The organism is Niastella caeni, from assembly GCF_004834005.1.
GTDB classification, from domain to species: Bacteria; Bacteroidota; Bacteroidia; order Chitinophagales; family Chitinophagaceae; genus Niastella; species Niastella caeni.
On record NZ_STFF01000001.1, the window covers coordinates 1530358 to 1553512 of the forward strand.

The 23155-nt window shown below is 42.3% G+C and carries 21 protein-coding genes; 3 read left to right on the forward strand and 18 right to left on the reverse strand.

The window, feature by feature from the left end; translation table 11 throughout:
• Nucleotides 1-111: 111 nt before the first annotated feature.
• From FAM09_RS06095 to FAM09_RS06105, 3 genes are all read right to left on the reverse strand, one after another.
• Nucleotides 112-1494: an aldehyde dehydrogenase gene (locus FAM09_RS06095; RefSeq protein WP_136576156.1), complete on the reverse strand. Its 1383-nt coding sequence runs from the start codon at nt 1492-1494 to the stop codon at nt 112-114.
• Nucleotides 1495-1710: 216 nt separating this feature from the next.
• Entirely contained in the window at nt 1711-2028 is a 318-nt protein-coding gene (locus FAM09_RS06100) for a hypothetical protein (protein ID WP_136576157.1), read from the reverse strand.
• Between the two features lie 933 nt (nt 2029-2961).
• On the reverse strand, nt 2962-4296 hold the full coding sequence (locus tag FAM09_RS06105) for a GntP family permease (protein ID WP_136576158.1): 1335 nt from the start codon (nt 4294-4296) through the stop codon (nt 2962-2964).
• Nucleotides 4297-4461: 165 nt separating this feature from the next.
• On the opposite strand from FAM09_RS06105, the gene FAM09_RS06110 reads away from it, so the two are divergent.
• Entirely contained in the window at nt 4462-4899 is a 438-nt protein-coding gene (locus tag FAM09_RS06110) for a nucleoside deaminase (RefSeq protein ID WP_208025487.1), read from the forward strand.
• A 90-nt stretch (nt 4900-4989) separates the two neighbouring features.
• Here the strand turns inward: FAM09_RS06110 and FAM09_RS06115 are convergent, their stop codons facing one another.
• From FAM09_RS06115 to FAM09_RS06135, 5 genes are all read right to left on the reverse strand, one after another.
• Complete coding sequence (locus tag FAM09_RS06115) at nt 4990-6411, reverse strand: SusD/RagB family nutrient-binding outer membrane lipoprotein (protein ID WP_136576160.1); 1422 nt, start codon at nt 6409-6411, stop codon at nt 4990-4992.
• An 11-nt stretch (nt 6412-6422) separates the two neighbouring features.
• Nucleotides 6423-9872, reverse strand: a complete 3450-nt coding sequence (locus FAM09_RS06120) for a SusC/RagA family TonB-linked outer membrane protein (RefSeq protein ID WP_166437038.1) — start codon at nt 9870-9872, stop codon at nt 6423-6425.
• Between the two features lie 248 nt (nt 9873-10120).
• Nucleotides 10121-11113, reverse strand: a complete 993-nt coding sequence (locus tag FAM09_RS06125) for a FecR family protein (protein WP_136576162.1) — start codon at nt 11111-11113, stop codon at nt 10121-10123.
• A 71-nt stretch (nt 11114-11184) separates the two neighbouring features.
• Complete coding sequence (locus FAM09_RS06130; protein ID WP_166437039.1) at nt 11185-11751, reverse strand: RNA polymerase sigma factor; 567 nt, start codon at nt 11749-11751, stop codon at nt 11185-11187.
• Between the two features lie 111 nt (nt 11752-11862).
• Nucleotides 11863-12591, reverse strand: coding sequence for a 3-keto-disaccharide hydrolase (locus FAM09_RS06135; protein WP_243751603.1), 729 nt, complete (start codon nt 12589-12591; stop codon nt 11863-11865).
• A 183-nt stretch (nt 12592-12774) separates the two neighbouring features.
• On the opposite strand from FAM09_RS06135, the gene FAM09_RS06140 reads away from it, so the two are divergent.
• Nucleotides 12775-13383 carry a superoxide dismutase gene (locus FAM09_RS06140; protein WP_136576164.1) on the forward strand — a complete coding sequence of 203 codons (609 nt, stop codon included), beginning with the start codon at nt 12775-12777 and terminating at the stop codon, nt 13381-13383.
• 71 nt (nt 13384-13454) lie between these two features.
• Complete coding sequence (locus tag FAM09_RS06145) at nt 13455-14054, forward strand: hypothetical protein (RefSeq protein ID WP_136576165.1); 600 nt, start codon at nt 13455-13457, stop codon at nt 14052-14054.
• A gap of 125 nt (nt 14055-14179) precedes the next feature.
• On the opposite strand, the gene yidD is transcribed toward FAM09_RS06145, so the two are convergent.
• The 10 genes from yidD to FAM09_RS06195 all read right to left on the reverse strand — a co-directional run bounded on the left by yidD (nt 14180) and on the right by FAM09_RS06195 (nt 23140).
• A complete protein-coding gene (gene yidD, locus FAM09_RS06150) occupies nt 14180-14410 on the reverse strand; it encodes a membrane protein insertion efficiency factor YidD (protein ID WP_136576166.1) in 231 nt (76 codons plus the stop codon).
• A 23-nt stretch (nt 14411-14433) separates the two neighbouring features.
• Nucleotides 14434-14856, reverse strand: coding sequence for a ribonuclease P protein component (locus FAM09_RS06155; protein ID WP_243751604.1), 423 nt, complete (start codon nt 14854-14856; stop codon nt 14434-14436).
• 62 nt (nt 14857-14918) lie between these two features.
• Complete coding sequence (gene rpmH, locus FAM09_RS06160) at nt 14919-15074, reverse strand: 50S ribosomal protein L34 (protein ID WP_014222732.1); 156 nt, start codon at nt 15072-15074, stop codon at nt 14919-14921.
• A gap of 164 nt (nt 15075-15238) precedes the next feature.
• The gene (gene murI, locus FAM09_RS06165) at nt 15239-16096 is read right to left on the reverse strand and encodes a glutamate racemase (protein ID WP_136576167.1); all 858 of its coding nucleotides are present in this window, start codon (nt 16094-16096) and stop codon (nt 15239-15241) included.
• A gap of 123 nt (nt 16097-16219) precedes the next feature.
• Nucleotides 16220-16783, reverse strand: coding sequence for an OmpH family outer membrane protein (locus tag FAM09_RS06170; protein ID WP_136576168.1), 564 nt, complete (start codon nt 16781-16783; stop codon nt 16220-16222).
• A gap of 124 nt (nt 16784-16907) precedes the next feature.
• On the reverse strand, nt 16908-17426 hold the full coding sequence (locus FAM09_RS06175; protein WP_136576169.1) for an OmpH family outer membrane protein: 519 nt from the start codon (nt 17424-17426) through the stop codon (nt 16908-16910).
• A gap of 104 nt (nt 17427-17530) precedes the next feature.
• Complete coding sequence (locus tag FAM09_RS06180; RefSeq protein WP_136576170.1) at nt 17531-20260, reverse strand: BamA/OMP85 family outer membrane protein; 2730 nt, start codon at nt 20258-20260, stop codon at nt 17531-17533.
• Between the two features lie 106 nt (nt 20261-20366).
• A complete protein-coding gene (locus tag FAM09_RS06185; protein WP_136576171.1) occupies nt 20367-21128 on the reverse strand; it encodes an isoprenyl transferase in 762 nt (253 codons plus the stop codon).
• Between the two features lie 217 nt (nt 21129-21345).
• Nucleotides 21346-22203: a type IX secretion system protein PorG gene (gene porG, locus FAM09_RS06190; RefSeq protein WP_136576172.1), complete on the reverse strand. Its 858-nt coding sequence runs from the start codon at nt 22201-22203 to the stop codon at nt 21346-21348.
• 58 nt (nt 22204-22261) lie between these two features.
• Nucleotides 22262-23140, reverse strand: a complete 879-nt coding sequence (locus FAM09_RS06195; protein WP_136576173.1) for an NAD kinase — start codon at nt 23138-23140, stop codon at nt 22262-22264.
• Between the last annotated feature and the right edge of the window lie 15 nt (nt 23141-23155).

Genomic DNA, 23155 nt, shown 5'->3' on the forward strand with positions numbered 1-23155 from the left:
TCAAAATTACGTCAAATGCGACAGACATATAGCGCTTAAGCAAGCATATAGGTACCCAAAGCAATTAGTAAAGGAGATGCAAATGCTTACCTGCATGTAACACTCAATCTTTTATCTGATTATCCATTTAAAAAGTTTCAATCGCCCTTTGAATGGCGGATACTTTATTGCCGGGTCGAACCAGGTAGGTGTTTTCATCACAGCTTTGGCATGGCTAAACAAATCAAAACTGTACTTGCCATGATATCTTCCCATTCCACTGTTGCCACGCCCGCCAAAAGGCAAATGATGATTGGTAAAATGCCAGCTTGAATTATTTACACATCCTCCGCCAAAAGAAATAGCTTGTAACCATTCCTTCTCTTTCTGTTTATCGGAAGTATAGATATAAAACGATAAAGGATCAGGATTGTTTTGAATAATTGCTTTTGCTTCGTTAAGGGTATTAAAGGTGAGTACGGGTAAAACGGGCCCAAAAATTTCTTCTTTCATCAGGGGCGCATCCAATGGTACATTTTCCAGTATGGTAGGTTCAAGATACAACTGGCTACTGTTATAATGGCCGCCATGTACAACAGTTCCCTGGCTTAAATAACCGGTTAGTCGTTGAAATTGCTTTTCATTAATTATTTTACCGTAATTGTAGCTTTCTGAAGCATTTTCAGAATAAAATAATTGTATTGTTTTTTTTAGTGCTGTGATCAGTTCATTCTTTTTTGACGAGTGCACCAATACGTAATCGGGTGCAATACACATTTGACCTGCATTAGAAAACTTGGTAACCACAATCCGGCGAGCTGCAACTGCTATATTAGCATCACCTTCAACCACACACGGACTTTTGCCACCGAGCTCAAGGGTTACAGGAATTAATTGAGCAGCCGCCATTTGATAAATGATTTTACCTACAGCGGTACTACCAGTATAAAATACATGGTTAAACCGGAAATTATTCATTAACACCGGCACTAACTGAGCGCCATCTCCTTCAGCATATAAAATGTATTCTTCTGAAAATATTTCCTTTATTATATCACCCATAACCTTAGCAGTAGCAGGCGCCAGTTCAGATGGTTTTAACACAACACAATTACCGGCAGCGATGGCTCCAATCAAAGGCGTAAAAAGTAACTGCAATGGATAGTTCCATGGACTAATAATAAAAACCACGCCCAATGGTTCGCGCAATATGTAACTGGCAGAAGGGAAATTTACAAGATTGGTTTTTACCCTTTCCCGTTGCATCCAGCGACCCAGGCTACGCAACGCAAGATTTATTTCCGACATCGCTACTCCCAGTTCTGTAACCCAACTTTCTTCGGGGCTTCTTTTTAAGTCGCTGTATAAAGCCTCATATAACGATTGTTCATATTTCAGTATGGTTGTTTTCAGCAATTGCAATTGGTGTTTACGAAACGGCAGCGTTTGGGTAGCGCCGCTTTCGTAAAAAACTCGCAACCGTTGCAGTTTTTGCTGAATGATCTCTGGGTTCATATGTATGCTATTTGGCCGGAAATAGATAGTGTTAGTAAGTTAAGCAATTCAGATGAAGCAGGTATATATTTATTACCAGGAAAAGTTCAAAATAAAAGGCAGGAAGCAAGAGATATAAACTCAATATACCAAATGAAAAAATTTAAACCGGACTAATCAATGCAATTTATTGCCAGGCCCTTCCTCCTTATTCGTATTTCCTGCTTTTTACCTGGCTTATCCTGTGACGACAGTTTCACTTGCATTCTTTTGCAGTTGCCCGCGAATTAAGTTTTTTAATATATAAATTGCTTCTACGAGCATTTCCGCTTTTTCGTAAAAGTATATATGATTATTACGTTCAAGCGCCTCATTTGAAATGCTTCCTGAGCTCGATAACACTTCAACCATCCACTTCCATAATATATCACGAACATCATTCAAATGATAGCATTCGAAAAAATCATCAATTACCAACATCGGGTTTTGTCGTTCTTCTTCATTTAATCGCAGCGGTTCATTATGCCACAGAGGGTGATGATTACAGGTTCGCATAAAATAAGTTTTAAACTGGTTATTATATTTCTAAAGCATTTTAGCAACCGAATGATACAAGTATCATTACCAAATACAACAAAAACAATTATTACGCCCATATAAAAACGCTTTTTTAATAACGTTTCCATTACATGGGCATAACAATGCCTCCTTCTTTTGTAAGCGCGCTAACATAAGCTCGGCAAAGTAAAGATGACTCAATTAAGAAGAATGCTGTTGAATTTGCTTTTGTATGAATTAACCGTAATTCATATCATCTATAACAATATGCAAATTACCTTGTAGAGATAGTATTTCAGATTTTTTGGTAACCGGAGGCAACAATGTATTTGGAGAATATAATTCGGTTATAAACTCCGGTAAATATGTAACGGTAATCACTATCTTATTTCCATTTCTTTAACACCACTAAGATACATCCCCGCTCCCGGAATCCCAAATTTTTTAGCACTTTTTCTCTAATTTTCCAATACTTCGCATTTCTTATGAGCAGGAAATAGAAAGTTTTACAAAGTAATCTATTGATTATTTCGAATTAGCCTCGCTTTTGTGTAAACCATATCGCCCCGGCAAATAACACTACAACATTGAACACGCATCTTAAAAGCAGAACAGGAAATATTTTCCACCCGATTGATGCTGTATAGAAACCTGTTTTGACTGTACCAGTTTACATAGCCGACTTCCGCCTCATCGTCTAATTGCGTGCTGGTATAATCATAAGCTATATTGGAAACCCTGGCCAGCTCTTATTGCACTAGCGGTCTCGTACTTTGGCCAAATGGAAAGCTATGAATTAAAGGACTGAAGATCAAAGTCAGGCTTACAGGGTGCTTCATGTGAGGGGTTATGGGTCAGCCAGAAAATAGAAAATTTTTATAAGGATTTAAAAAGAACCTGGCCGGTTAGGGACCCTCTAAAGCAAAAACATCATATATAAATCAGGGAAAGAATGTATACCACCAGTAAAGTTACCAGTCCCATTAAAAGCGTGGCAATGGTATATACCTGTAGCATTGAACGCATGCCTAAACCGGAAAATTTAGCTATCACCCAAAAATAGGCATCGCTGGCATGCGATAACGTCATAGAACCAGCACCCATAGACAACACAGCTAATAATTTGCCCATTTCGCTATTAAGCCCCAATGATGGTAATAAAGGTTGAATAATCGATGCAGCCGTAATTATCGCTACTGTTGATGAACCCTGGGCTGTTTTAAGAACAGCAGTTAGCATAAACGGGAATAAAATGCCCAACGCCTGCAAATTAAACGCCATACTAACGTGCTCGCCTATCTGAGCAGCCGCTAATATTGAACCAAAAGCACCGCCTGCGCCAATAATAACCAGGATACCGCCGGCTTTTTCAGCAGCGTCCTGCAACAATTTGCCTATCACGTTCTTCTTCCACGATCGAACAGAAACAAAAGCCAGTACTACACCTATTGTCAATGCTATTACCGGATCGCCAATAACTAAAAAAAGCTTCATCCAGGCAGGCATTGACTTTCCCGGTTCTATGGTAAGAAATGATTTGATACCTATCAAAACAATAGGAACTACAACCGGTAAAAATGAACTGAGAACCGAAGGAGAAGGCGTGCCCGGATCCATCACCGGCGCTTCGGCAGTTTCATCATCCTTAATTTTCTTTCCCGCATAGCGCGCCCACCAATACCCCACCAGCATAGCGGGAACGGCTACTGCAATACCAATTAAAATTAGTTTTCCAAAATCAACGCCAATTGTACCGGCTGCGGCAGCCGCTCCGGGATGTGGCGGTATTAAGCAATGTACCGAATACAGACCGGTTGCCAATGAAACCGACATAATAATGGCAGAAATGCCTGTTCGTTTACATAATGATTTATTTAATCCGCTTAGCACTATATAGCCTGAATCGCAAAAAATAGGAAGCCCTACAATAAACCCGGTAATGCTCATGGCCAATGGTGCACGTTTCTCTCCTATTCTTTTTAATATATAAGCAGCCATTACTTTGGTGCTGCCTGTATGTTCAAGCACTACGCCAAGTGTAGTGCCCAATACGATAATAAACCCCAACGACTGCATAATGTGCCCAAAGCCCTGTTTGGTAACATTAATAATATTTTCCACCGGCATCTGCACACCCGATCCTACTACAAAGCAGGCAATCAGCAAGGCAAAAAAAGCATGTATTCGAAATACGGCCGTAAGCAAAATAATTATGCCAATGCCTGTTGCCAAAAAAATCATTACCTGTACAAACGATGCTGTCATAGTACAATCGTTAGAATGATATTAACTAAGATACCAAACCTGTTAGTTTTGGCAATGGGTTAAATATTCACGTAGCCTATCCCTCTAACTATAATAATCATCTGCAGGCAATTCTGTACCTTACCGTTTTAAAAGCAGGAACCGAAAGTAACCTTGATAAAATTTATGAATGACGAATATTTCATGCAACAGGCGCTGAAAGAGGCCCAGCGGGCTTATGACGATGGCGAAGTGCCGGTTGGCGCCGTGGTGGTTATAAATAACCGGATAATTGCCCGTGGATTTAACCAGGTAGAACGATTGAACGATCCCACGGCGCATGCAGAGATCATCGCCCTCACTTCTGCATTCAATTACCTGGGAAGTAAATATTTACCGGATGCGTCTATTTATATAACGGTAGAACCCTGCCTCATGTGCACCGGGGCGCTGTACTGGAGCAAGATCGGAAAAGTTATCTGGGGGGCCGATGATGAAAAAAACGGCCATAAACGAATTACCGAACCGAACTGGCCTTTTCATCCTAAAACCGAGATAACAAAAGGTATACTGAAAGAAGAATGCGCCGAACTGATGAAAAGCTTTTTCAGGAGCAAACGCTGATAAAGTCAGAAAATAACAAGAACCAAAACTCAAATCACAACCTCTTCGTTGCGGAGCTTTGGTTCTTGTTTTTGTTTTTTGGAATCTTAATTATTGATCCCACCACAATCTTTGCGTAACCTCAGTAACACCGGTTGGCACATTAGCGCCGTTACGACTGGTTTCAATACTGGGATACACCATGCGGCGAACAAAAGAGCTGGCCACTACGTTCAGCGGTAGTGTAAAATCTTTATACTGGTAATTGTACCGCCGGGCATCATTCCAGGTTTCAGGGTTCAGGAATAATGCTTTGTACTTCTCTTTAAATATGAGATCAAGCGTAAGATTGGCTGATCCTACTGAAACGGAAGAATGCGTAATATATGCATCTCGTTTGACTGCTGTAACCCCCATTTTATTCATATTGGCTGTAATACCTTCAATATAGGCGTTATATGCCCGTGTTCTATCATTGGCCCGGAAGGCCGCTTCCGCTTCAATAAATTTCAATTCTTCATAGGTGATAAAAAACAATGGTGAATTAGTGCTGGAGTAATAACCGGTCAAATTGATATAAGTTTCTTCAAAGCTAACGCCGGTGCCTGTACGTCCCTTGCCGTTAGGCGTACCGCGATAATCACCATATTTGGTAGTGTCGGTCAGCAACGGAAGCCGGGGATCAAAAATGCCATAGGTTTTTCCATTCATAGCATCAATAAACTGTTCTGACAACCAACCATCGAGCAGCAGGTTCTTATTATTTAATGCCGCCTGGTTCCACGGATTGCGTACATCAAATGAAGTTATAAAGGCATCCTGCGTATTGGAAGTATAGGCAACACCCAGCTCAGTAAATATGGCAGCGGTATTGTACTGGTTGGTCTTACTAAGCTGGTTCAACAAGCGTGCCTTCAATGCATGTGCTGTACGAACCCAGGCAGCGGTTACCCCTTTGTGAACCAGATCGGGATTATTGCCGGCAGCGGTTGGTATGGTAATGGTAGAACCGGATTGTCCCAGTAAGGCTATCCCATCATCCAACAGCTTAATGCAGGTTTGAAAAATGGTCTGCGCATTATCATAGCCAGGCGTTAATGTGGTTCCCGAAAACGCAGATGAATACGGCGCATCGCCCCACAGGCTATTCATAAACTGCAGGTTCATGGCCATTAATATTTTGGCCACCCCCTGGTACTGGGTTGCTCCCTTTTCAGCAGCCAGTTTTTCCAGGTCATAAATATCCGTCATGTTATCGTACAAATTTGTCCAGGTGGTGCTTACATCAACATCATCATAGGTATCCAGCGGCGATGCCGTGTTTGGCGATGCCAGGTATTGCACATAATACGACGTAATATTGGTTGACACCCTATATACATTCAACGCTGAATTCAACGTAGTGCGGGTTAGCAATCCATTTATAGTAGGTTTCGTTGGCTGGTTGGGATTGGTATTTACATCCAGGTATTTCTTACAAGATGATGCCGTTATTACAAATGAAATAACACAGGTATATAGTAGGCTTCTCATAATGCTCCGATTTAAAAGTTAATGTTTACGCTGAACAGATACGACCTAAGGGCCGGATAGGTAAAACCAGTAAACCCATCTGCATTGCTTTCAGCACTGGAACTGCTGGTTTCAGGGTCGTAGCCGCTATAGTTGGTAAACAATAAAAGATTATTTCCGGTGAATGTAACCGAAACGCCCTGGATGGGTGTTCCCTTAAAAAATTTATTGGGAACAGTATACCCCAGGTTCACATTGCGCAGGCGAACCCAACTGGCATCTTCCACAAAATTTTCTGTTACTCCGCGATGTACATTGCGATAAAAGCCCTGGCCATAATCACGACCAGTGCCACCAACCTTACCCATGCCCAGGTAAACAGCTTGCGCATTCACCGTGCCATCGGGTAATACGCCATTGAATACAATGGTTTCAGTCCTGTTCTCCGTATACTTGGCAATACCAAAGGCGCTCATAAAATTTCCTAACTGGTTATACCTGTCCTGTCCCTGTTGTGTTTCCCACAAAAATGACAAGGTGAAATCTTTATAAGTGAAAGTATTGGTGATGCCACCGATCCAATTAGGTTGTGAATTACCGAGTATACGCTGTTTTGTGTCTCTTGCAGGAAATCCGGCATTGCTGCCTGAGGCATTGATAACTACCGGCAGGCTCTTGTCTACTGTTACGCCATCATCTGTTTTCGAACCATAGTACCGTTGATAAGAGGTTCCGTAAATATTTCCTACGGCTGAACCCGGCACATACTTTAATGTAGCGGTTGAGCTGGAATAGCCAAAGTGAGAACCTACAACTATTTCAGAAAGTCCTTCACGAATGCTTACCACTTTGTTCCTGTTTCGGGTATAATTCAACGTAGTATTCCAGGTAAAATCTTTTGTTTTAACCGGTGTACTCGTCAATACTACTTCAATCCCTTTATTCTCTATTTCACCTGCATTTAGTATATAGCTGGTAAACCCAGTTGTGGGTGATAAACTAACCGGAATGATCTGGTCGCGACTGTTGAGTTTATACCAACTGAAATCTAATCCAATGCGGTTGAATAATTTTAATTCAACACCTGCTTCAATAGTAGATGTTCGTTCAGGTTTCAGTAATGCATCGCCCGCCTGATCGCTGCGCGTCCACATGATCTGTCCGGTTGACGTAATTACACCGGAACCATAATATTTATTGATCTCATACGGATCAGTATCCTTGCCCACTTCAGCAACTGAAACACGTGCCTTGCCAAAGTTTAACCACAGTGGCATAGTTAAGTGGTCGGAAAATACATACGATAAACTGGCGGAAGGATAAAAGAATGAATTGCTGGCTACCGGTAATGTAGATGACCATTCATTACGGCCGGTAATATTCAGGAATAAATAATCGCTCCAGCCCAGCGTAAGATCACCGTAAGCACTTACGATGCGGTATTTCTCTTCATACTGGGTTGTGCTGCGCACTTTGGCATTGTTTAATGATAGCAGGTCTGGTATATCCAATTCGGTGCCGGCAGCAGTCAGCCTGCTATACCTGCGATCGCGCACTTCATTACCAATTCGCAGCGTGGTGTTCAGCTTTCTGAACCATTCCTTTTTAAAAGTGGCCATCACATTCGAGGTCAAAATGCGATTGCTGAGGCGGTATTCATTAACAAAGCCGAGACCATTATCGCCAAATACCTGTTCGCCCACCAGGCCTTTTGGGCCGGGCGCAGCATGACGTCGAAAATCTGCGTAATAATCCATCCCGAATTTATAGTCAACATCAAACCATTGCAAGGGTGAGTAAGTAAGGGCCACATTACCAATAATGCGATTCACATTGTCTTTAAACCGATTGGTTGCAGTACCATAAACCGGGTTATCATTGCCGTAAGCATTTTGTGTTCCGTCTGGTTTTACATAATCCATTACATTCCACCTGGGCGACCAGTACGTTAAACTTTCATTATACCGGTCGGCATTTACGCGGTAACCACCTGAGTTTATAAAATATAAACCGGGACTGAACTTTAATTTATCGCTGAACTTGAATTGACCGCCCAGACGAGCTGAGATGTTCTTATAATCTGAATTGGGTAACACTCCGTTCTGCTTAAAATAAGAAACGGAAGATGTTAGTAAGGCCTTTTCAGTTCCGCCCGATAAGTTAATGCTTGTCCTGAATTGGTTACCTGTTTTAAACCCCTGGCCATAATGGTTGTAAAGGCTATTAGGATGGGTAGGATCTATCGCTTTCGCTTCTTCTACCGTAGGCCCCCAACTTGGCCAGAAACTTTTGGGATCGTATTCCGGCACAAAAGAAGTAGCTCCCACATAACCCTGCGTGAATTTCTTTTGTACCTCAGGAAATTTATTCACTTCATCAATGCCGTAAGAAGTAGTAAAGCTCACGCGCATTTTACCTGCTTTGGCCGACTTGGTAGTGATCACCACCACGCCGTTCGACCCTGCCTGACCATACAATGCCGTAGCCGCTCCTCCTTTCAGGATCGACATAGACTCAATATCATCAGGATTAATATCAGCCGCCCGGTTAGTGAGGCCGCGTAGCGATCCGGCATCGTTCACAGTGGTGGTACTGTTATCAATCAAAATGCCGTCAATTACAAAAAGCGGCTGGTTATTCTTTCCGGGCGACAATGATTTTATACCGCGGATAATAATTCTTGATCCCTGTCCCGGTGCGCCCCCACCACTATTGATCTGCACGCCTGCCACTTTACCACGCAATGCATTCAGGATGTTGGTCTGCCTGGTATTCGTTAACTCTTCACCTTTTATTTCCTGTGCAGAATAACCCAACGATCTTTTTTCCCGTTTAATACCCAATGCGGTTACAACTACTTCATCGAGTTTGTTGTTACCGGCCTGCAATTCAACATCTACATTTACTATGGCTTCGTCATTTATCGAAACATTTCTTATGAAGGTTTGAAAACCGATGGCTGATACCTGCAGACGATAGTCACCAGGCTTTACACCCATTAACACAAATTCTCCTTTTGTATCCGCTGCGGTACCTTTATCGGTTCCCAACAATACGATAGATGCATTGGGGATAGGAGCTCCGGTTTCATCGGTTACCCGGCCTCGTATGCCACCATCAAAAGGCAATACATCAGTAATGGTAACATCAGCCAATTGTTCTTTCTTCCTGATCTTTTTGATAATAATATTGCTGTTCACCTGGTCATATCGTAAACCGGTATGCTGCAGCAGGTCTTCCAGAATACGGGTTACAGAAACATTGGAAGCCTGATAGTTGATATGCTCAAAAGCGGCCACATCAACAGTGCGATAGGTAAACACCAGTTGTGTAAGGGATTCAATTTTTTTGAAGGCTTGTTTAAGAGTGGCGTCTTTCAGGTCTACAGTGATCATGATCTTATTCAAATCCTGACCACTCCCCGATCTTGCCATCAGAAGTCCGCTAAAAGTGAGCAATATGGCCAGAATTGATATTCTCATGATCAATGCTTTGTTTTTCAAAAGCCAAAACCCGGTTTGGTACCCGGCAATACATGACATACTATGTCTGTACGATTTTACATACAAATTCATAGCTTTGAATTGTTTTAAGTAATTCTTTGAAGAGGATTATTTTCAACGTTTCGAACCGCTTCCAGGTCGCAACTGGGGCGGTTCTCTTTTTACTTTATCAAGTAGGTGAAAAGGATGTTGTGTTCATAACAGTTCAAGTTTTGGTATTTATTATTTTATTGAATCAGATACGTATTATTCTCCAGCTTAAATCGGGTATCGGTTAAATTACATAACACCTGCAATGCATGCTCAATATTGATCTCCCGCCTGAAGGAAGTGGAGATCCGCTCATTAGCCAACGTTTCATTTTGCATGCGAATGGTTACATCATATATTCTTTCCAGGTCGGCAATGATATCTTTGATAGTTTCATCATCATACACAAGGTTTCCCTGCTGCCAGGCCCCCGGTTCGGAAATAGCAATTTTTTTCTGTACTATGGGTTTATTGACGTTGCTTATTTTTACTTGTTGTCCCGGGGTTAGGGTGGCTACTTCTTTTTCGTTATAATTAACCCGTACCTTACCACGGCTAACCGATACAATTATATTCTCCCGGCCGGGATATGCTTTTATATTAAAAGCAGTGCCTAGCACCATGGTGGTTACTTTTCCGGTATGAATAAGAAAAGGCTGTTTATCGGCATGCTTTACATCGAAATAGGCTTCTCCCGTAAGAAATACCTCTCTTTTGCCAGCGGCAAATTGATGTGGATATTCCAGGGTACTGGCAGCATTTAACCATACCTTCGTACTATCTGGCAACAACATGTACTTATATTCTGACCTGCCTGTAATTTTTTTGGCCAATGCCTGTTTTGAAGAAGGCTGCCGTTGTTGAATAGGGCGATTTATCAACCAAACAACACCTGCCAGCGCTACCATTACACAGGTAGTAACTGCTAAAATAAACCGATTTCTATTTCGTGATCTTCCTTTGGTAACCTGTTGCTCTTCCCAGGCAGGCTCCGTTAAAACCAGGTTGCCGCGTTCATCAACATATGTAAGGAATGACTGACCGGTTTCTTCATACGTTTTTCTTATCAGTTCCCTTACTATTTCATTATGTGCAGCATCGTTCATCAAGGAAAAGAATTCTTCAAATTCTTTTCTCGTGCAGGTATTGTTCAGGTATTGCCTGAATAAATATTTTATCCTTTCTTCCATTGAAAATGGTTGTGCCTATTATTACAAGACGAAGCAACCGAACAGGGTTCCTATTCCGGTTTGAAATTTTTTTAGAAAAGTAAAAAGAACAGCCGGGCGCTTTTGAGTAAGAAAAGTCGAATAGACTGCAAGGCGGTTGATAACTGGTTTTTAACCGTGTGTTTTGAAATGGCCAGTTGATCGGCAATTTCCTGATAATTCAAGCCTTTTTCCCGGTTCAGTTGGTATATCAGTTTGCGTTGGGGAGGTAACAGATCAACTGCTTTTTGTATGATCTGGCTGTATTCCCGGGCCACTACATTGTCTTCCGTTTCATTCAATTCTCCGGGCTGATTTTTCCAGATGGCTTCCTTCAAGCGGCTGTCTGCAGCAGCTTTACGCAAAAAATCAATTACTTTATTTTCTGTTAGGCGATACAACCAGGCTTCTAAATTATGGATGGAATGAAGGTGATACCGATGCTCCCATAGTTTTAAAAATACTTCCTGAATTATATCCCTTGCATATTGGTTTGAACGGGTAAGTTTTAGTACCAGTGTATGTAACCTATATTCGTGTTTCTTAAAAAGATCAGCGAAAAGCATTTCCAGTGCATGCTCTTCACCGTAATTATTCTTATGTGACACTTGATCATTCATTCGAGAACTATGTAACAAACGTGATAATTCTTCAATGTTCGGCATTCCTGCAAACGCGAAGCTCACGCGAAAGCACCCACAAAAGCTTATATTCCATATCAGATCAGCTAATTAGATTTTCCGTAGCTTGATATTCTTAAACCAGATGCCGCCGCCATGATCTTGTAACGCTATGTGCCCTTTTTTAGCAAGGCCATATGCTTTGGCGTCTTTCCACTTGCCTTTTTCTCTTAATTCGTGCCAGGCGGGCGTCCACAATTCATAATCCACTACTTTTTTCCCATTCAACCAATGCTCAACATGCGAACCTTTTACAGTAATAATTGTATGGTTATATTCACCGGCAGGTTTTGCAGCCAGCTCCAGGGGTGGGTACATGGCGTAATCGGAGCCGCTCTTTTGCCATGCTTCCAGTTTTTGAGGATATCCTTCATCGTCAATTAGCTGGTATTCGGGACCCGTTTCATAACTGGGGCCGCTGGTTTCAACCACGCGATAAATAATACCGCTATTGGCGCCTTTTTCTACCTTCCAGTCTAACGCAAGTTCAAAATTATCATATTGATCAAAGGTGATGAGATCGGCCCGCTGCTTAACATCCTTTGTTTTACAGTATAATTGCCCGTTTATGACCTGCCAGCTATCAAATGGCTTGTTGCCATATCCCCGCCATCCCTCGGTATTACGGCCATTAAATAACAGCGACCAACCGGCATTCTTTTCTTCAGCACTCAGGGTATTATCTTTTTCCTGTTCGGGTTGAAAAGCCCCTGAAAAAGCGCTGAATAATATGGTTGCAGAAAACAGCATCAATTTTTTTGTCGCAATGGTACTCAACATTTTGATTGATTTGATAAGGATTTGCTGGCATCAATTGTTAACTAAAATACTATAAAATTGCACAGCCGGCAGCAAAATTTTCTTCCGTAAAGAGAATGAATTGGTTAATCAACCATTGACCTGTACTTTTGTTACCGTTTGAAAGAACAACCATAAATCTTCAACAATTAAAATTTTAGTGTTATGGCATTCACACTACCGGCGCTTCCTTATGCACACGATGCACTGGAACCGCATATTGACGCATTGACGATGCAGATTCATCATGGCAAACATCACCAGGCTTATGTAGACAACCTGAACAAGGCTATTGCGGGTACTCCCCATGAAAATAAATCGCTGGAAGAACTGGTAAAATCAGCTGGTAGCATTAGTCCGGCCGTTCGTAACAATGGCGGTGGCCACTGGAATCACTCTTTCTTTTGGGAACTCCTGGCCCCCAATGCCGGCGGTCAGCCTACTGGCGCCCTGGCAGCTGCCATCAATGATGTTTTTGGTTCTTTCGATAGCTTTAAAGAAAAATTTAATACTGCCGGTACTACCCGTTTCGGCAGCGGCTGGGCATGGCTGATCATTAACAACGGAACACTACAAATTACGTCTACTCCCAACCAGGATAACCCCCTGATGGATGTAGCCGAAGTGAAGGGCACGCCTATTTTAGGTGTTGATGTTTGGGAACATGCTTATTACCTGAAATACCAGAACCGTCGTCCCGAATATATGGGCGCTATCTGGAACGTTATAAACTGGAATAAAGTAGCAGAGCTTTTTGAAAAAGCTGCGAAATAACAAGCTTTCCCTTTATATTTAATCCCGGTTTTACCGGGATTCTTTTTTTTAACCTTTCAAAATAAAGCCCAATGAAATGTACTTTGTTTAGTACGATGCTTGCCGTACTTTGTTTTGCAGCCTGTTCCCCTGGCGCTGGAAAAAAAGTAAAGGTGATGTCGAGTGGAAAAATTCAGGTTGATGAAGCCACAAAAACCGTTACGCTTACTCCCGGTACCCAACACAACGAAGCTGAATTAACGTTAACTGAAAAAGATAAAGCTGTTACAGTGAAAAGCCCTGAGGGAGATCACGCTTATGAAGTTCCCGACAATGGTGTTTATATCCTGAACCTAAAAACAGATACACTGATCGGGAATATGGTGAATTTTGGAAATGCCGGTGTCCCTGCTTCTATCAGTACTGAACAACTGGAGCATATCATTGACAGTACGCAACAACTGATAAACGGGCAAAATGCCAGCGATGAAAAGAAGACCTATTTCATTGTACCGAAAACCATCAAGAAGCTGACAACTAACCTGAACGCACAGTTGATCAACCCATACAATAATATTCCTTATAAGGTAGAAGTAGATAAAGACGGCAAAGCACCTGAGATCTATAAATTCTTCACCGCCAGGCAAAAGAGAGAATCGCTGAACGAGTTAATAGAACGCATGAAGAAATAGTCAGAATATCGAATATTAAATATTGAATGTCGAATGTCGAAGTATAAAAAACTGCGGCATTCGGCATTTTAGTTTAAAGTGCATTCTACTTCAATATTGGAAATTCGAAATTTAATATTCGAGATTTACGGTACCGGATCATACCCATGCCCGCCCCAGGGATGACAACGGCTTAATCGCTTAATAGTTAGCCACAATCCTTTGAATACGCCGTGCTTTTTTAGTGCTTCTATGCCATATTGTGAACAGGTAGGTGTAAACCGGCATTTAGGTCCAAGAATAGGAGAAATGATCCATTGATATATCTTGATCAATGCAATGAACGGCAGACTTAATATTCGAAGCAACACTTTCATTTCATTACCGATTAATGCCAACGTTAAACACTATCTATCGTTTGCACCAGCTTCTTCAACACCACTTCCATCTTTTCTTTCACCAGCGCATAATCAGGAAGCTCTTTGCCGGTATAAATTAAAAATAACGCCAATTGTTGTTCTTTTGTTTGCAAAGCTTGCTCTAATGGAGCTTTTTGCAAACGGTATGCTTCGCGCATCAGTCGTTTAATGCGGTTACGGTCAACTGCTTTTTTAAAATTACGGCTGCTCGCACTAAAACCAGCCTGTAAGGGAACCGTTAGCCGATCAATCATTTTATATTGCACCCGAAGCGGAAATGCAGCAACAGCCCTCCCTTCACTGAACACCTGTTCAATGATCTTGCGGCGCTTTAGCCGTTCTTCTTTTTTTAAGGTGAGCTTTTTTACCATCCGGTAATCCCAAAAATAAAATAGTCCCGCCAATGCAGGACTATTAATTATTTGAACCACTATTCCCTGCCTATGACGGGGCGGGGATCGCAGGTTTATTTTAATTTTCTTTCGTCGGAAACAGTCAGTTTCTTACGACCTTTTTTGCGACGGCTGGCCAAAACTTTACGGCCATTGGCATCTTGCATACGCTTACGGAAACCATGTACGGTTTTACGACGACGGCGGTGCGGCTGAAATGTACGTTTCATAATTAGTTTCTTTTTTACACTTTTGAAATATGATCCGGGAGAAGCGGATCAGGTTCCAGTTTCTTCGCAGACAGGCCACCATGCCCGCCCCGCCTAAGCGGATGAAAGGACCGCAAAGGTAGGGAATGAAAACTGAAGTATGAAACGTGAGCTACAAAAATGTTTTAATAAATATGGTTAGCCACCGGGATGCTGCCATCCAGGTTTACATGATTTGAGCGTACCGGTTCGCCAAAAAATATACTTGCGTGGTTATCAAAGTCTTCTGTTGAGTCTGTGGTATAAAAAACCCGCCCGCTATTCTTACTGCAACGGCTTTCCAGCTCTGTATGGCGTTGCAGGTAATCGTCCAGGCTGGCAGCAACTATTTCACCCTGCGATACCAGCGTAACGCCTGCAGGTAAAAACTGCAGTATTTTTTCTCGCAGCAGCGGGTAATGCGTGCAGGCCAGCAACAAGGTGTCAATCCCTTTACCGCTCGCCATAATGTGTTGCACATGCTTCTCAACAAAATAATCAGCGCCGGGTTGTTTGTGCTCATTATTCTCAACAATGGGCACCCACATTGGGCAGGCTTCCTGGTATACCGTAATATCGGGGAAGAATTTCTCTATCTCAATCAGGTAGGAACCAGATTGCACGGTTCCATTGGTAGCCAGAATACCTATTTTACGCGATTTGGTAAAGCTTCCAATGATCTCGGTGGTAGGGCGAATAACACCCAATACCCTGTTTTGCGGATTTAACTTTTCCAGATCGTTTTGCTGTATCGTTCGCAATGCTTTTGCCGAAGCCGTATTACAGGCCAGAATTACCAGGGGGCACCCCTGTTGAAAAAACCATTCTACACATTGCAACGTATACCGGTATACCGTTTCAAATGAACGGTTACCATAAGGCGCCCGGGCATTATCGCCCAGGTATATGTAATCGTATTGCGGTAACTTCTTTACGATCTCCTTCATTACCGTAAGGCCACCATATCCTGAATCGAATATTCCAATTGGCTGCGTGATAAGCATAAAACAAATATACACCCCCTAATTCCCTAAAGGGGGAAAATATTTACCCTTAAGGGGTGGTATATAAAAGTAAAAACCGCTCCCTACGAAGGAAGCGGTCAATATCATATAATGAATCAATTCCTATTGTTTAGCGCCGGTTTTTGGTGCGGCTGCAGGTGCTGCAGGAGCAGTAGCAGACGGCAATTTAATATTCAGTTTTTTGGCAACAAGCGGTAAAATATCATCACCGGGGGGAGCTACCAGCAGGGCTTCTTTTTCAAGAATATAACCGTAACCACCTTCTTTGGCAACAGCCTGTACAGCTTCGTACGCTTTTTTATTGATGGGGCCCAGCAGTTCCTGTTGGCGTTGTTGTAATTGTTGTTGAATACGCTCTTCTTCACCACCTAACTCCTGACCCATTTTGGATAATTCGTTTTTCTTAACTGTTTTAACAGACGATGATAAAGTAGCAGAGTCCTTGTTGTATTTTTCAACAGCCGCATAAAATGCATTCTGTTTATCGGTGTAATTTTGAACCAAAGCGTTGCGCAATTCCTGCAGGGCAGAGTCGGCTTTTTTGGTTTCGGGCATTACGCTCACTAATTCCTGTGAGCTGATGTACCCCATTTTTGATTGAGCTTGAATATCACCAGCCGCTAACAGGCACAGGGCGAACAACGTTACGGTAAAAAACTTTTTCATTGAATTTCAATTTTGTTTACGCACCCTTTAGCCAGTTTTCTGTTGCTTGCGGGTGGACGGTTATTTTTTAGTTTAAGTTGAAAAAAACCTACTGATGGTTGCTTTCCCCTTTCTGTCTTATGTTTTATTTAACGCCCAGCTCTTTCAATATATCCTCACTGCGGTCCAATTTGGGGTCGGCAAAGATAACGGTAATTCCTTCACTTTTATCCAAAATAAAATCCAGTTGGCGGTTCACAGCCAGTTTCTGGATAGCGTTGTATACCTTATCCTGTATGGGTTTCACCAGTTCCTGCCTTTTTTTAAACAGATCGCCTTCAAAACCAAAGCGTTTGCGTTGCAGATCGCGCACTTCCTTTTCCCGTACAAACAGCTCATCTTCCCGCTTTTTCTTTAATTCAGGACTCAGCATCACCTGTTCTGCTTCAAAGTCTTTATACATTTTATCCAGCGCGCTTTGCTTACTGTCAACTTCCTTTTGCCATTGCTCGCTGAACTGATCCAGCTTTTTTTGGGCTTCTTTATATTCAGGTAATTTATCCAGTATGTATTTAGTATCTACAATGGCATAACGTCCATATTGGGCTTGCGTGGCGAAAGCCAGCACCATCATTAAGCAGGCAATAAATACTGTTTTTTTCATGGTGTTCCTAATTAAGGTTTATTAGAATCAATTGGCAACCGCAATGGGCAATAAACAAATTTTATCGGGGCTTTGCCTATTGCTAATTGTTATTACCTATTGGTTTATTCAGGTTCATAACCCAGCATAAAGGTAAAGCGGGTTGCATCGCGTAACCTGCCACCCTGGGTAACCCGGTCAAAGCCTACCCCATAATCAAATCCAAGCAATCCGAACATGGGCAGGAAGAAACGCATACCCACACCAGCACTTCTACGCAGGCGGAAAGGATCGTATGATTTATAGTCGAACCATCCGTTGGCAGCTTCAAACCAAACCATACCAAAAATGGTACTGCTCGGGTTAGTGGTGAACGGATACCGCATTTCGAGCGTATACTTATTAAAAATAGTAAAGAATCGCTGTGCGTTTTGCTGATCAGGGTTGAATTTCGGATCAGAACTTTCATACACCGGATAACCACGGTGTGCAATGATATCGTAACCCAGGATAAAGCTACCGTTTGCTAAACCGGCATCGCCTACCTGGAAGCGCTCAAATGGTGAAAAATCGAGTTTGTTATTATAGCGGCCCATGAAACCGTACTTGGCAGCAGCGCGCAATACAAACTGGCGACTTCTGTCGGCACCCATGGCCTTGCCGATAGGAATAAACCACTCGGCATTAACACGCCATTTATGGAACTCAGGTAATTTATAACTATCCTGGTTGGTTACATTTGATTTGAATAATGAATATGGTGGTGTAAACTGGCCGCTCAGTAAAAAGTTAGAACCGCTGGTTGGGAATATAGGATTGGGACCTGCTGAGTTACGGTTAAGCGCAATTTTAACGCTCAGGTTATTTGAGGTACCATTTTTAAAATCCTGTGTAAACAGCGTATAGTTCTGCAGTTTATACTGTGTATAGCTGAGAGAATATACCAGGGTAAAGAAGTCATCGGGCCATTTTAATTGTTTACCCAAAGAAATGCTGGCGCCGAAGTTTTTCAACCTGTTGGTATCGCTGAAGAAATATCTTCCGCTGGCATCAATACCACCGGTACGGAATACGCTCTTGTACATGCTGAAGGTCAGCGAATTTCTTTTCTTGCCACCTAACCAGGGTTCGGTGAATGAAAAGTTATATGACTGGTATGCACGACCATTTGATTGTACGCGCATGCTCAGCTTTTGTCCATCACCGGTAGGCAATGGATCCCATGCCTTTTTGTTGAAAATATTCTTAATAGAGAAGTTATTGAACGAAACCCCGAGCGTACCGGTTAAACCGATACCGCCACCCCAACCGGCACTTAACTCCAATTGGTCAGATGATTTTTCTTCTACGGTATAATGAATATCAACCGTACCATCTTCTGGATTGGGTACAGGGTTGATGCCGATCTTTTCCTGGTTGAAGAAGTTCAACTGCGCAATTTCACGATTAGAACGGATCAGGTCCTGGCGGCTGAATTTTTCACCTGGCAGGGTGCGCAACTCACGGCGAATAACGTGCTCTTTTGTTTTTTCGTTACCCGAAATAGTTACGTTCTTAATAGTAGCCTGCGGACCCTCCTGTATACGGATCTCGAAATCGATGGTATCGTTGTACACAGCAGTTTCTACCGGTTCAATACGGAAGAAAAGGTAACCGTCATCCATATAGTAACTGCTGATATCGCCGCCTTCCTGTGACATTTGTTTACCCAGTTTCTTATTCAGGATTTCCAGGTTATAAACATCTCCTTTGGCAATACCTAATAATATGGTAAGCACCGAATCGGAATATTTGGTATTCCCTTTCCAGGTAACGTTCCCAAAATAGTAACGATGCCCTTCATCTACTTTGAGGTCAATTTTCAGGTTTCCCTTTTGGTTATAATACTGGGTATCGGCAATAATAGCGGCGTCGCGGTAACCAAGTGAGTTATAATACTCCAGCACTTTCTCTTTATCCTCTTCGTATTTCTTGGCGTTGAACTTGGCCGAACTGAATAATTTAAAGCGGAAATAAGGATCAAGGAATTCTTTTGTTCGGGTAGGTGATAAAAAGCCGGCCTGGCTCAGGTATTCTTTAAAGGAGGGTCGTGGGTTAGTACCGTATGGGCTTTGCTCTTTGGTGGGGTACAAGGTGAGCTTGGTCATTTCCTTGGTACCTTTCAATTGCTTTTTTAACCTCAGGCCCGACACTTGTTCATTACCATAGAAGTTCACATTGTCAATACGTACTTTATGGCCTTTTTCAACATACACATTCAGGATAACCGAATTGGGCAAAGCAGGGTCCTGTACTTCTTCCATACGAACCAGGGCGCTTTGGAATCCCTTTTCTGTATAATATTTTTTGATCGCTTCTTCGGCCGTGCGTTTGGTATTTTCAGTAACTACCCGGCCGGCAATAAGGCTCATTTTACCTTTTAATTCATCTGCCTCCGATTTACGAATACCGATAATATTGTATTTCGATAAAGCAGGTCTTTCGGTAACATGAATTTCTATATATAATTTATTACCCTCGAGTTTTGTAAAGAATATCTGCGCGTTCGAAAAAAGGTGCTGGTTCCACAGGTTAATGATGGCTTTGCTGAAATTATCGCCACCCGGTATCATTACTTTGTCGCCCACGTTAATACCGGCAATAGAAATAAGCAGTTGCTGATCGTACCTTTTGGTACCGGTAACTGTAATACCTCCAATAAAATATTCTTTGGGAACTTTTGAGTTGGCTATATTTTCTAATTCCGGATCAATTGACGTAGGAACAGTGTCGGTAACCACCTGGGCACGCAGTGTGCCGACTGTTAAACATGCAAATACCAGTAAAAAAATACTAAAAGTACGCGAACGCTGCATTCCGGGGAGTTTAAAGTGGAGCAAATTAAGGGGGATTTATTAAAAGGGTTTGTTAAAAAGAAACCATAATCGACGGAATCATAAAATATTCATGACCAGTTCGTAGTTATCCGTTTATGGGTTCCTTTTGTACCTGGTCGCCGGTTTTACCAAACCGCCTTTCGCGCCGTTGAAAATCCAGGATGGCTTCGTACAGGTTTTCCTTACGAAAGTCGGGCCACCGAACATTGGTGAAATACAATTCTGCATACGCTAATTGATATAATAAGAAGTTACTGATGCGATATTCGCCGCTGGTGCGAATCATTAATTCAGGATCGGGAAAATTGCTGGTAGCCAGGTATTGCTGCAACGTGTTTTGGGTGATGGCTGCAGGATCAATTTTACCGGCTTTTACATCTTCGGCTATGTGTTGTACAGCCTGTACCAACTCCCAGCGGCTGCTGTAGCTAAGGGCCATTACCAGGTTTAAACCGGTGTTCTGGCTGGTTATCTGCAGCGATTCGTTCAGCTCCTTTTGTGCATATTCGGGCAACATTTTTACATCGCCTATTACATGCAGCTTGATGTTATTTTTATTAAGAGTTTCTGTTTCCTTGCGAATGGTTTCTACCAATAGCTCAATAAGACCCGTTACTTCAGTTTGCGGGCGGTCCCAATTCTCGGTAGAAAATGCATATAATGTAAGATATCCAACGCCCAGTTCGGCGCATCCTTCTACAATATTGCGCACGCTTTCCACGCCATGGAAATGGCCATAGAGGCGGTCTTGCCCCTTTTCCTTAGCCCATCTTCCATTCCCGTCCATAATAATTGCTATATGGCGAGGAAGTCGTTGAAGGTCAATTTGCTCCCGTAGGCTTTGCATACCCTTTTTTTGAAGGGCACAAAGGTACGGAAAACAAGTTTATGGTTTGTGGTTTGTAGTTTGATGTTAAAGGGCCTAAAGCGAGCAGCCCGAATAGTATTCGGGCTGCTCGCTATTTACATATTATGTCTATAATTAGCTGTTAACCAAAGCAAAATGAATGAAGTGCGAACAGCCGCACATAAAGAACCACAAACAACAAACCAGAAAACACAAACTAATTAGCTGTAGGACAACGATATGAAGTAAGATTAAATGATAAAGTGAACTCTGCTAACACATAAGCGTCCCTTTGTTTGGAGTAACCGCGTTGCCGGCCTTCAATTCCAATAATGTCGCCGGTTTCGTAAGAGCGGTCCTGTAATAATTGAGCCGCTGACGGAGAGCCATCGGGTAATGGCGGAAATTTATCGGCGCCTACATAGGTTTTGCTTACATCATCGAGGTAATCGGTAGTGGTGTACCGGTATACAACTTCAAAACCCAGGTTAATTCTATCGTTCAGGGCATATTTAATACCTACCCCAATAGGAAAGCACAGGGCCATCGTATTGTAAGGCTTACGATCGGGATAGGCCGCTGTTCCCTGGCCTTCGGTCCCCAATGTGCGAAGAAAATACTTCTCCCCATTGAGATAAGCAAAGGGATCGTAGCTAAAAATGCCTGCTCCCAGTGTTATGTAAGGAGTGAAGCTGTAATATGGATCGGCTGGAACGAATTTAAAGAAGTTGAAATCGCCTTGCAGGGTGAGCTCAAAAATGTTGGAATTGAAGCTCAGATTGCGTCTGCGTTGATATTCGTTTTGGGTATTGTATACATCTGAATAACCAAGGCGGGCGTAATGCGCAGCAATACGTAAGGCTGTATAATTACCAAATTGTTTACGGAAAAATATACCTAAGGCTGGTTTGGGCCTGTTGAGTTTTGATCTTGTGTTCAGGTCACCAAAATAATGTGCTCCACCTGCCGATATGCCAAACTCACCTTGCTGTACAATACTTTCATATTGGGCAGTAACCTCTTGCACACATAGTACGGAAATAAAGAGTAGTGCTGTTACAACCAATTTCTTCATAATTCGCAATTTAACATTAAGACCGGATTTGCCGGTAAATTTCTTTTGTATTAAAAGGTTAATTCCTGGTATCCAAACCCCATGATAATTTATTACGCAGGGTTTGTAAAAAGTTGTTTTCATTCAATCGAACCAGGCTCAGGGTAAAGGATTCATTACGCACGGCAAGCTGCACTTTTTTATCTACGAGTTCTTTTCTAGAATCCAACGCACAAATAAAATGGTCGGTGCGTCCTTCAATTTCAAAAGAAATTATATTGTCGTCCGGCACTATAATAGGCCGAACATTCAAATTATGGGGGGCTACGGGGGTAATTACAAAACTGGAGGATTCAGGAAAAACCACAGGGCCATTACAGCTTAACGAATAACCGGTTGAACCGGTAGGTGTTGCTACAATCACGCCATCAGCCCAGTATGTATTTAAAAATTCACCATTCAGGTACGTGTGAATTTTTATCATAGGCGATGTATCTGTTTTATGAATAGCAAATTCATTGAGTCCGTATGGAACGTCGCCAAATAATGGTTTACTGGCATCCAGATGAATTAACGATCGCTTGTCTATTAGTATTGTGCGTTTGACCAGGGATTGTACCGCAATGTGCAATTCTTTACTGCCGATGCTGGCCAAAAAGCCCAGCCGGCCAAAATTGATACCCAGAACCGGGATGTTTTTATCGCGCACCAGCGTTACGGTATCCAGTAAAGTACCATCACCGCCAAGGCTAATCAAAAAATCAATCGCTTCCGTCAAATCGTTTGAGTCGGAGAAAACAGTGGTTTTATCGGAGAAACGCACTGCAGACTGGATCATTTCAAAAAAAGGCTTGTATATAACCGGCTGAATATTTTCTTTGGCCAGTTCATCGAGCAATTGCTGCACTTTGCCATACTGGTCATCATCAATAACCCGGCTATAAATGGCTACCTTCATACTATACGGTTAAAA

Bases quoted from the DNA above. Each gene is read 5' to 3' on its own strand.
- murI (WP_136576167.1), bottom strand. From the start codon at position 16,096: ATGCTTATCACGCAGCCAATTGGAATATTCGATTCAGGATATGGTGGC.
- FAM09_RS06140 (WP_136576164.1), top strand. From the start codon at position 12,775: ATGGCATTCACACTACCGGCGCTTCCTTATGCACACGATGCACTGGAA.
- FAM09_RS06170 (WP_136576168.1), bottom strand. From the start codon at position 16,783: ATGAAAAAGTTTTTTACCGTAACGTTGTTCGCCCTGTGCCTGTTAGCG.
- FAM09_RS06185 (WP_136576171.1), bottom strand. From the start codon at position 21,128: ATGCAAAGCCTACGGGAGCAAATTGACCTTCAACGACTTCCTCGCCAT.
- FAM09_RS06115 (WP_136576160.1), bottom strand. From the start codon at position 6,411: ATGAGAAGCCTACTATATACCTGTGTTATTTCATTTGTAATAACGGCA.
- FAM09_RS06105 (WP_136576158.1), bottom strand. From the start codon at position 4,296: ATGACAGCATCGTTTGTACAGGTAATGATTTTTTTGGCAACAGGCATT.
- FAM09_RS06195 (WP_136576173.1), bottom strand. From the start codon at position 23,140: ATGAAGGTAGCCATTTATAGCCGGGTTATTGATGATGACCAGTATGGC.
- FAM09_RS06125 (WP_136576162.1), bottom strand. From the start codon at position 11,113: ATGGAAGAAAGGATAAAATATTTATTCAGGCAATACCTGAACAATACC.
- FAM09_RS06145 (WP_136576165.1), top strand. From the start codon at position 13,455: ATGAAATGTACTTTGTTTAGTACGATGCTTGCCGTACTTTGTTTTGCA.
- FAM09_RS06120 (WP_166437038.1), bottom strand. From the start codon at position 9,872: ATGAGAATATCAATTCTGGCCATATTGCTCACTTTTAGCGGACTTCTG.
- FAM09_RS06135 (WP_243751603.1), bottom strand. From the start codon at position 12,591: ATGTTGAGTACCATTGCGACAAAAAAATTGATGCTGTTTTCTGCAACC.
- FAM09_RS06130 (WP_166437039.1), bottom strand. From the start codon at position 11,751: ATGAATGATCAAGTGTCACATAAGAATAATTACGGTGAAGAGCATGCA.
- rpmH (WP_014222732.1), bottom strand. From the start codon at position 15,074: ATGAAACGTACATTTCAGCCGCACCGCCGTCGTCGTAAAACCGTACAT.
- FAM09_RS06095 (WP_136576156.1), bottom strand. From the start codon at position 1,494: ATGAACCCAGAGATCATTCAGCAAAAACTGCAACGGTTGCGAGTTTTT.
- FAM09_RS06100 (WP_136576157.1), bottom strand. From the start codon at position 2,028: ATGCGAACCTGTAATCATCACCCTCTGTGGCATAATGAACCGCTGCGA.
- porG (WP_136576172.1), bottom strand. From the start codon at position 22,203: ATGAAGAAATTGGTTGTAACAGCACTACTCTTTATTTCCGTACTATGT.
- FAM09_RS06110 (WP_208025487.1), top strand. From the start codon at position 4,462: ATGAATGACGAATATTTCATGCAACAGGCGCTGAAAGAGGCCCAGCGG.
- FAM09_RS06175 (WP_136576169.1), bottom strand. From the start codon at position 17,426: ATGAAAAAAACAGTATTTATTGCCTGCTTAATGATGGTGCTGGCTTTC.
- FAM09_RS06180 (WP_136576170.1), bottom strand. From the start codon at position 20,260: ATGCAGCGTTCGCGTACTTTTAGTATTTTTTTACTGGTATTTGCATGT.
- yidD (WP_136576166.1), bottom strand. From the start codon at position 14,410: ATGAAAGTGTTGCTTCGAATATTAAGTCTGCCGTTCATTGCATTGATC.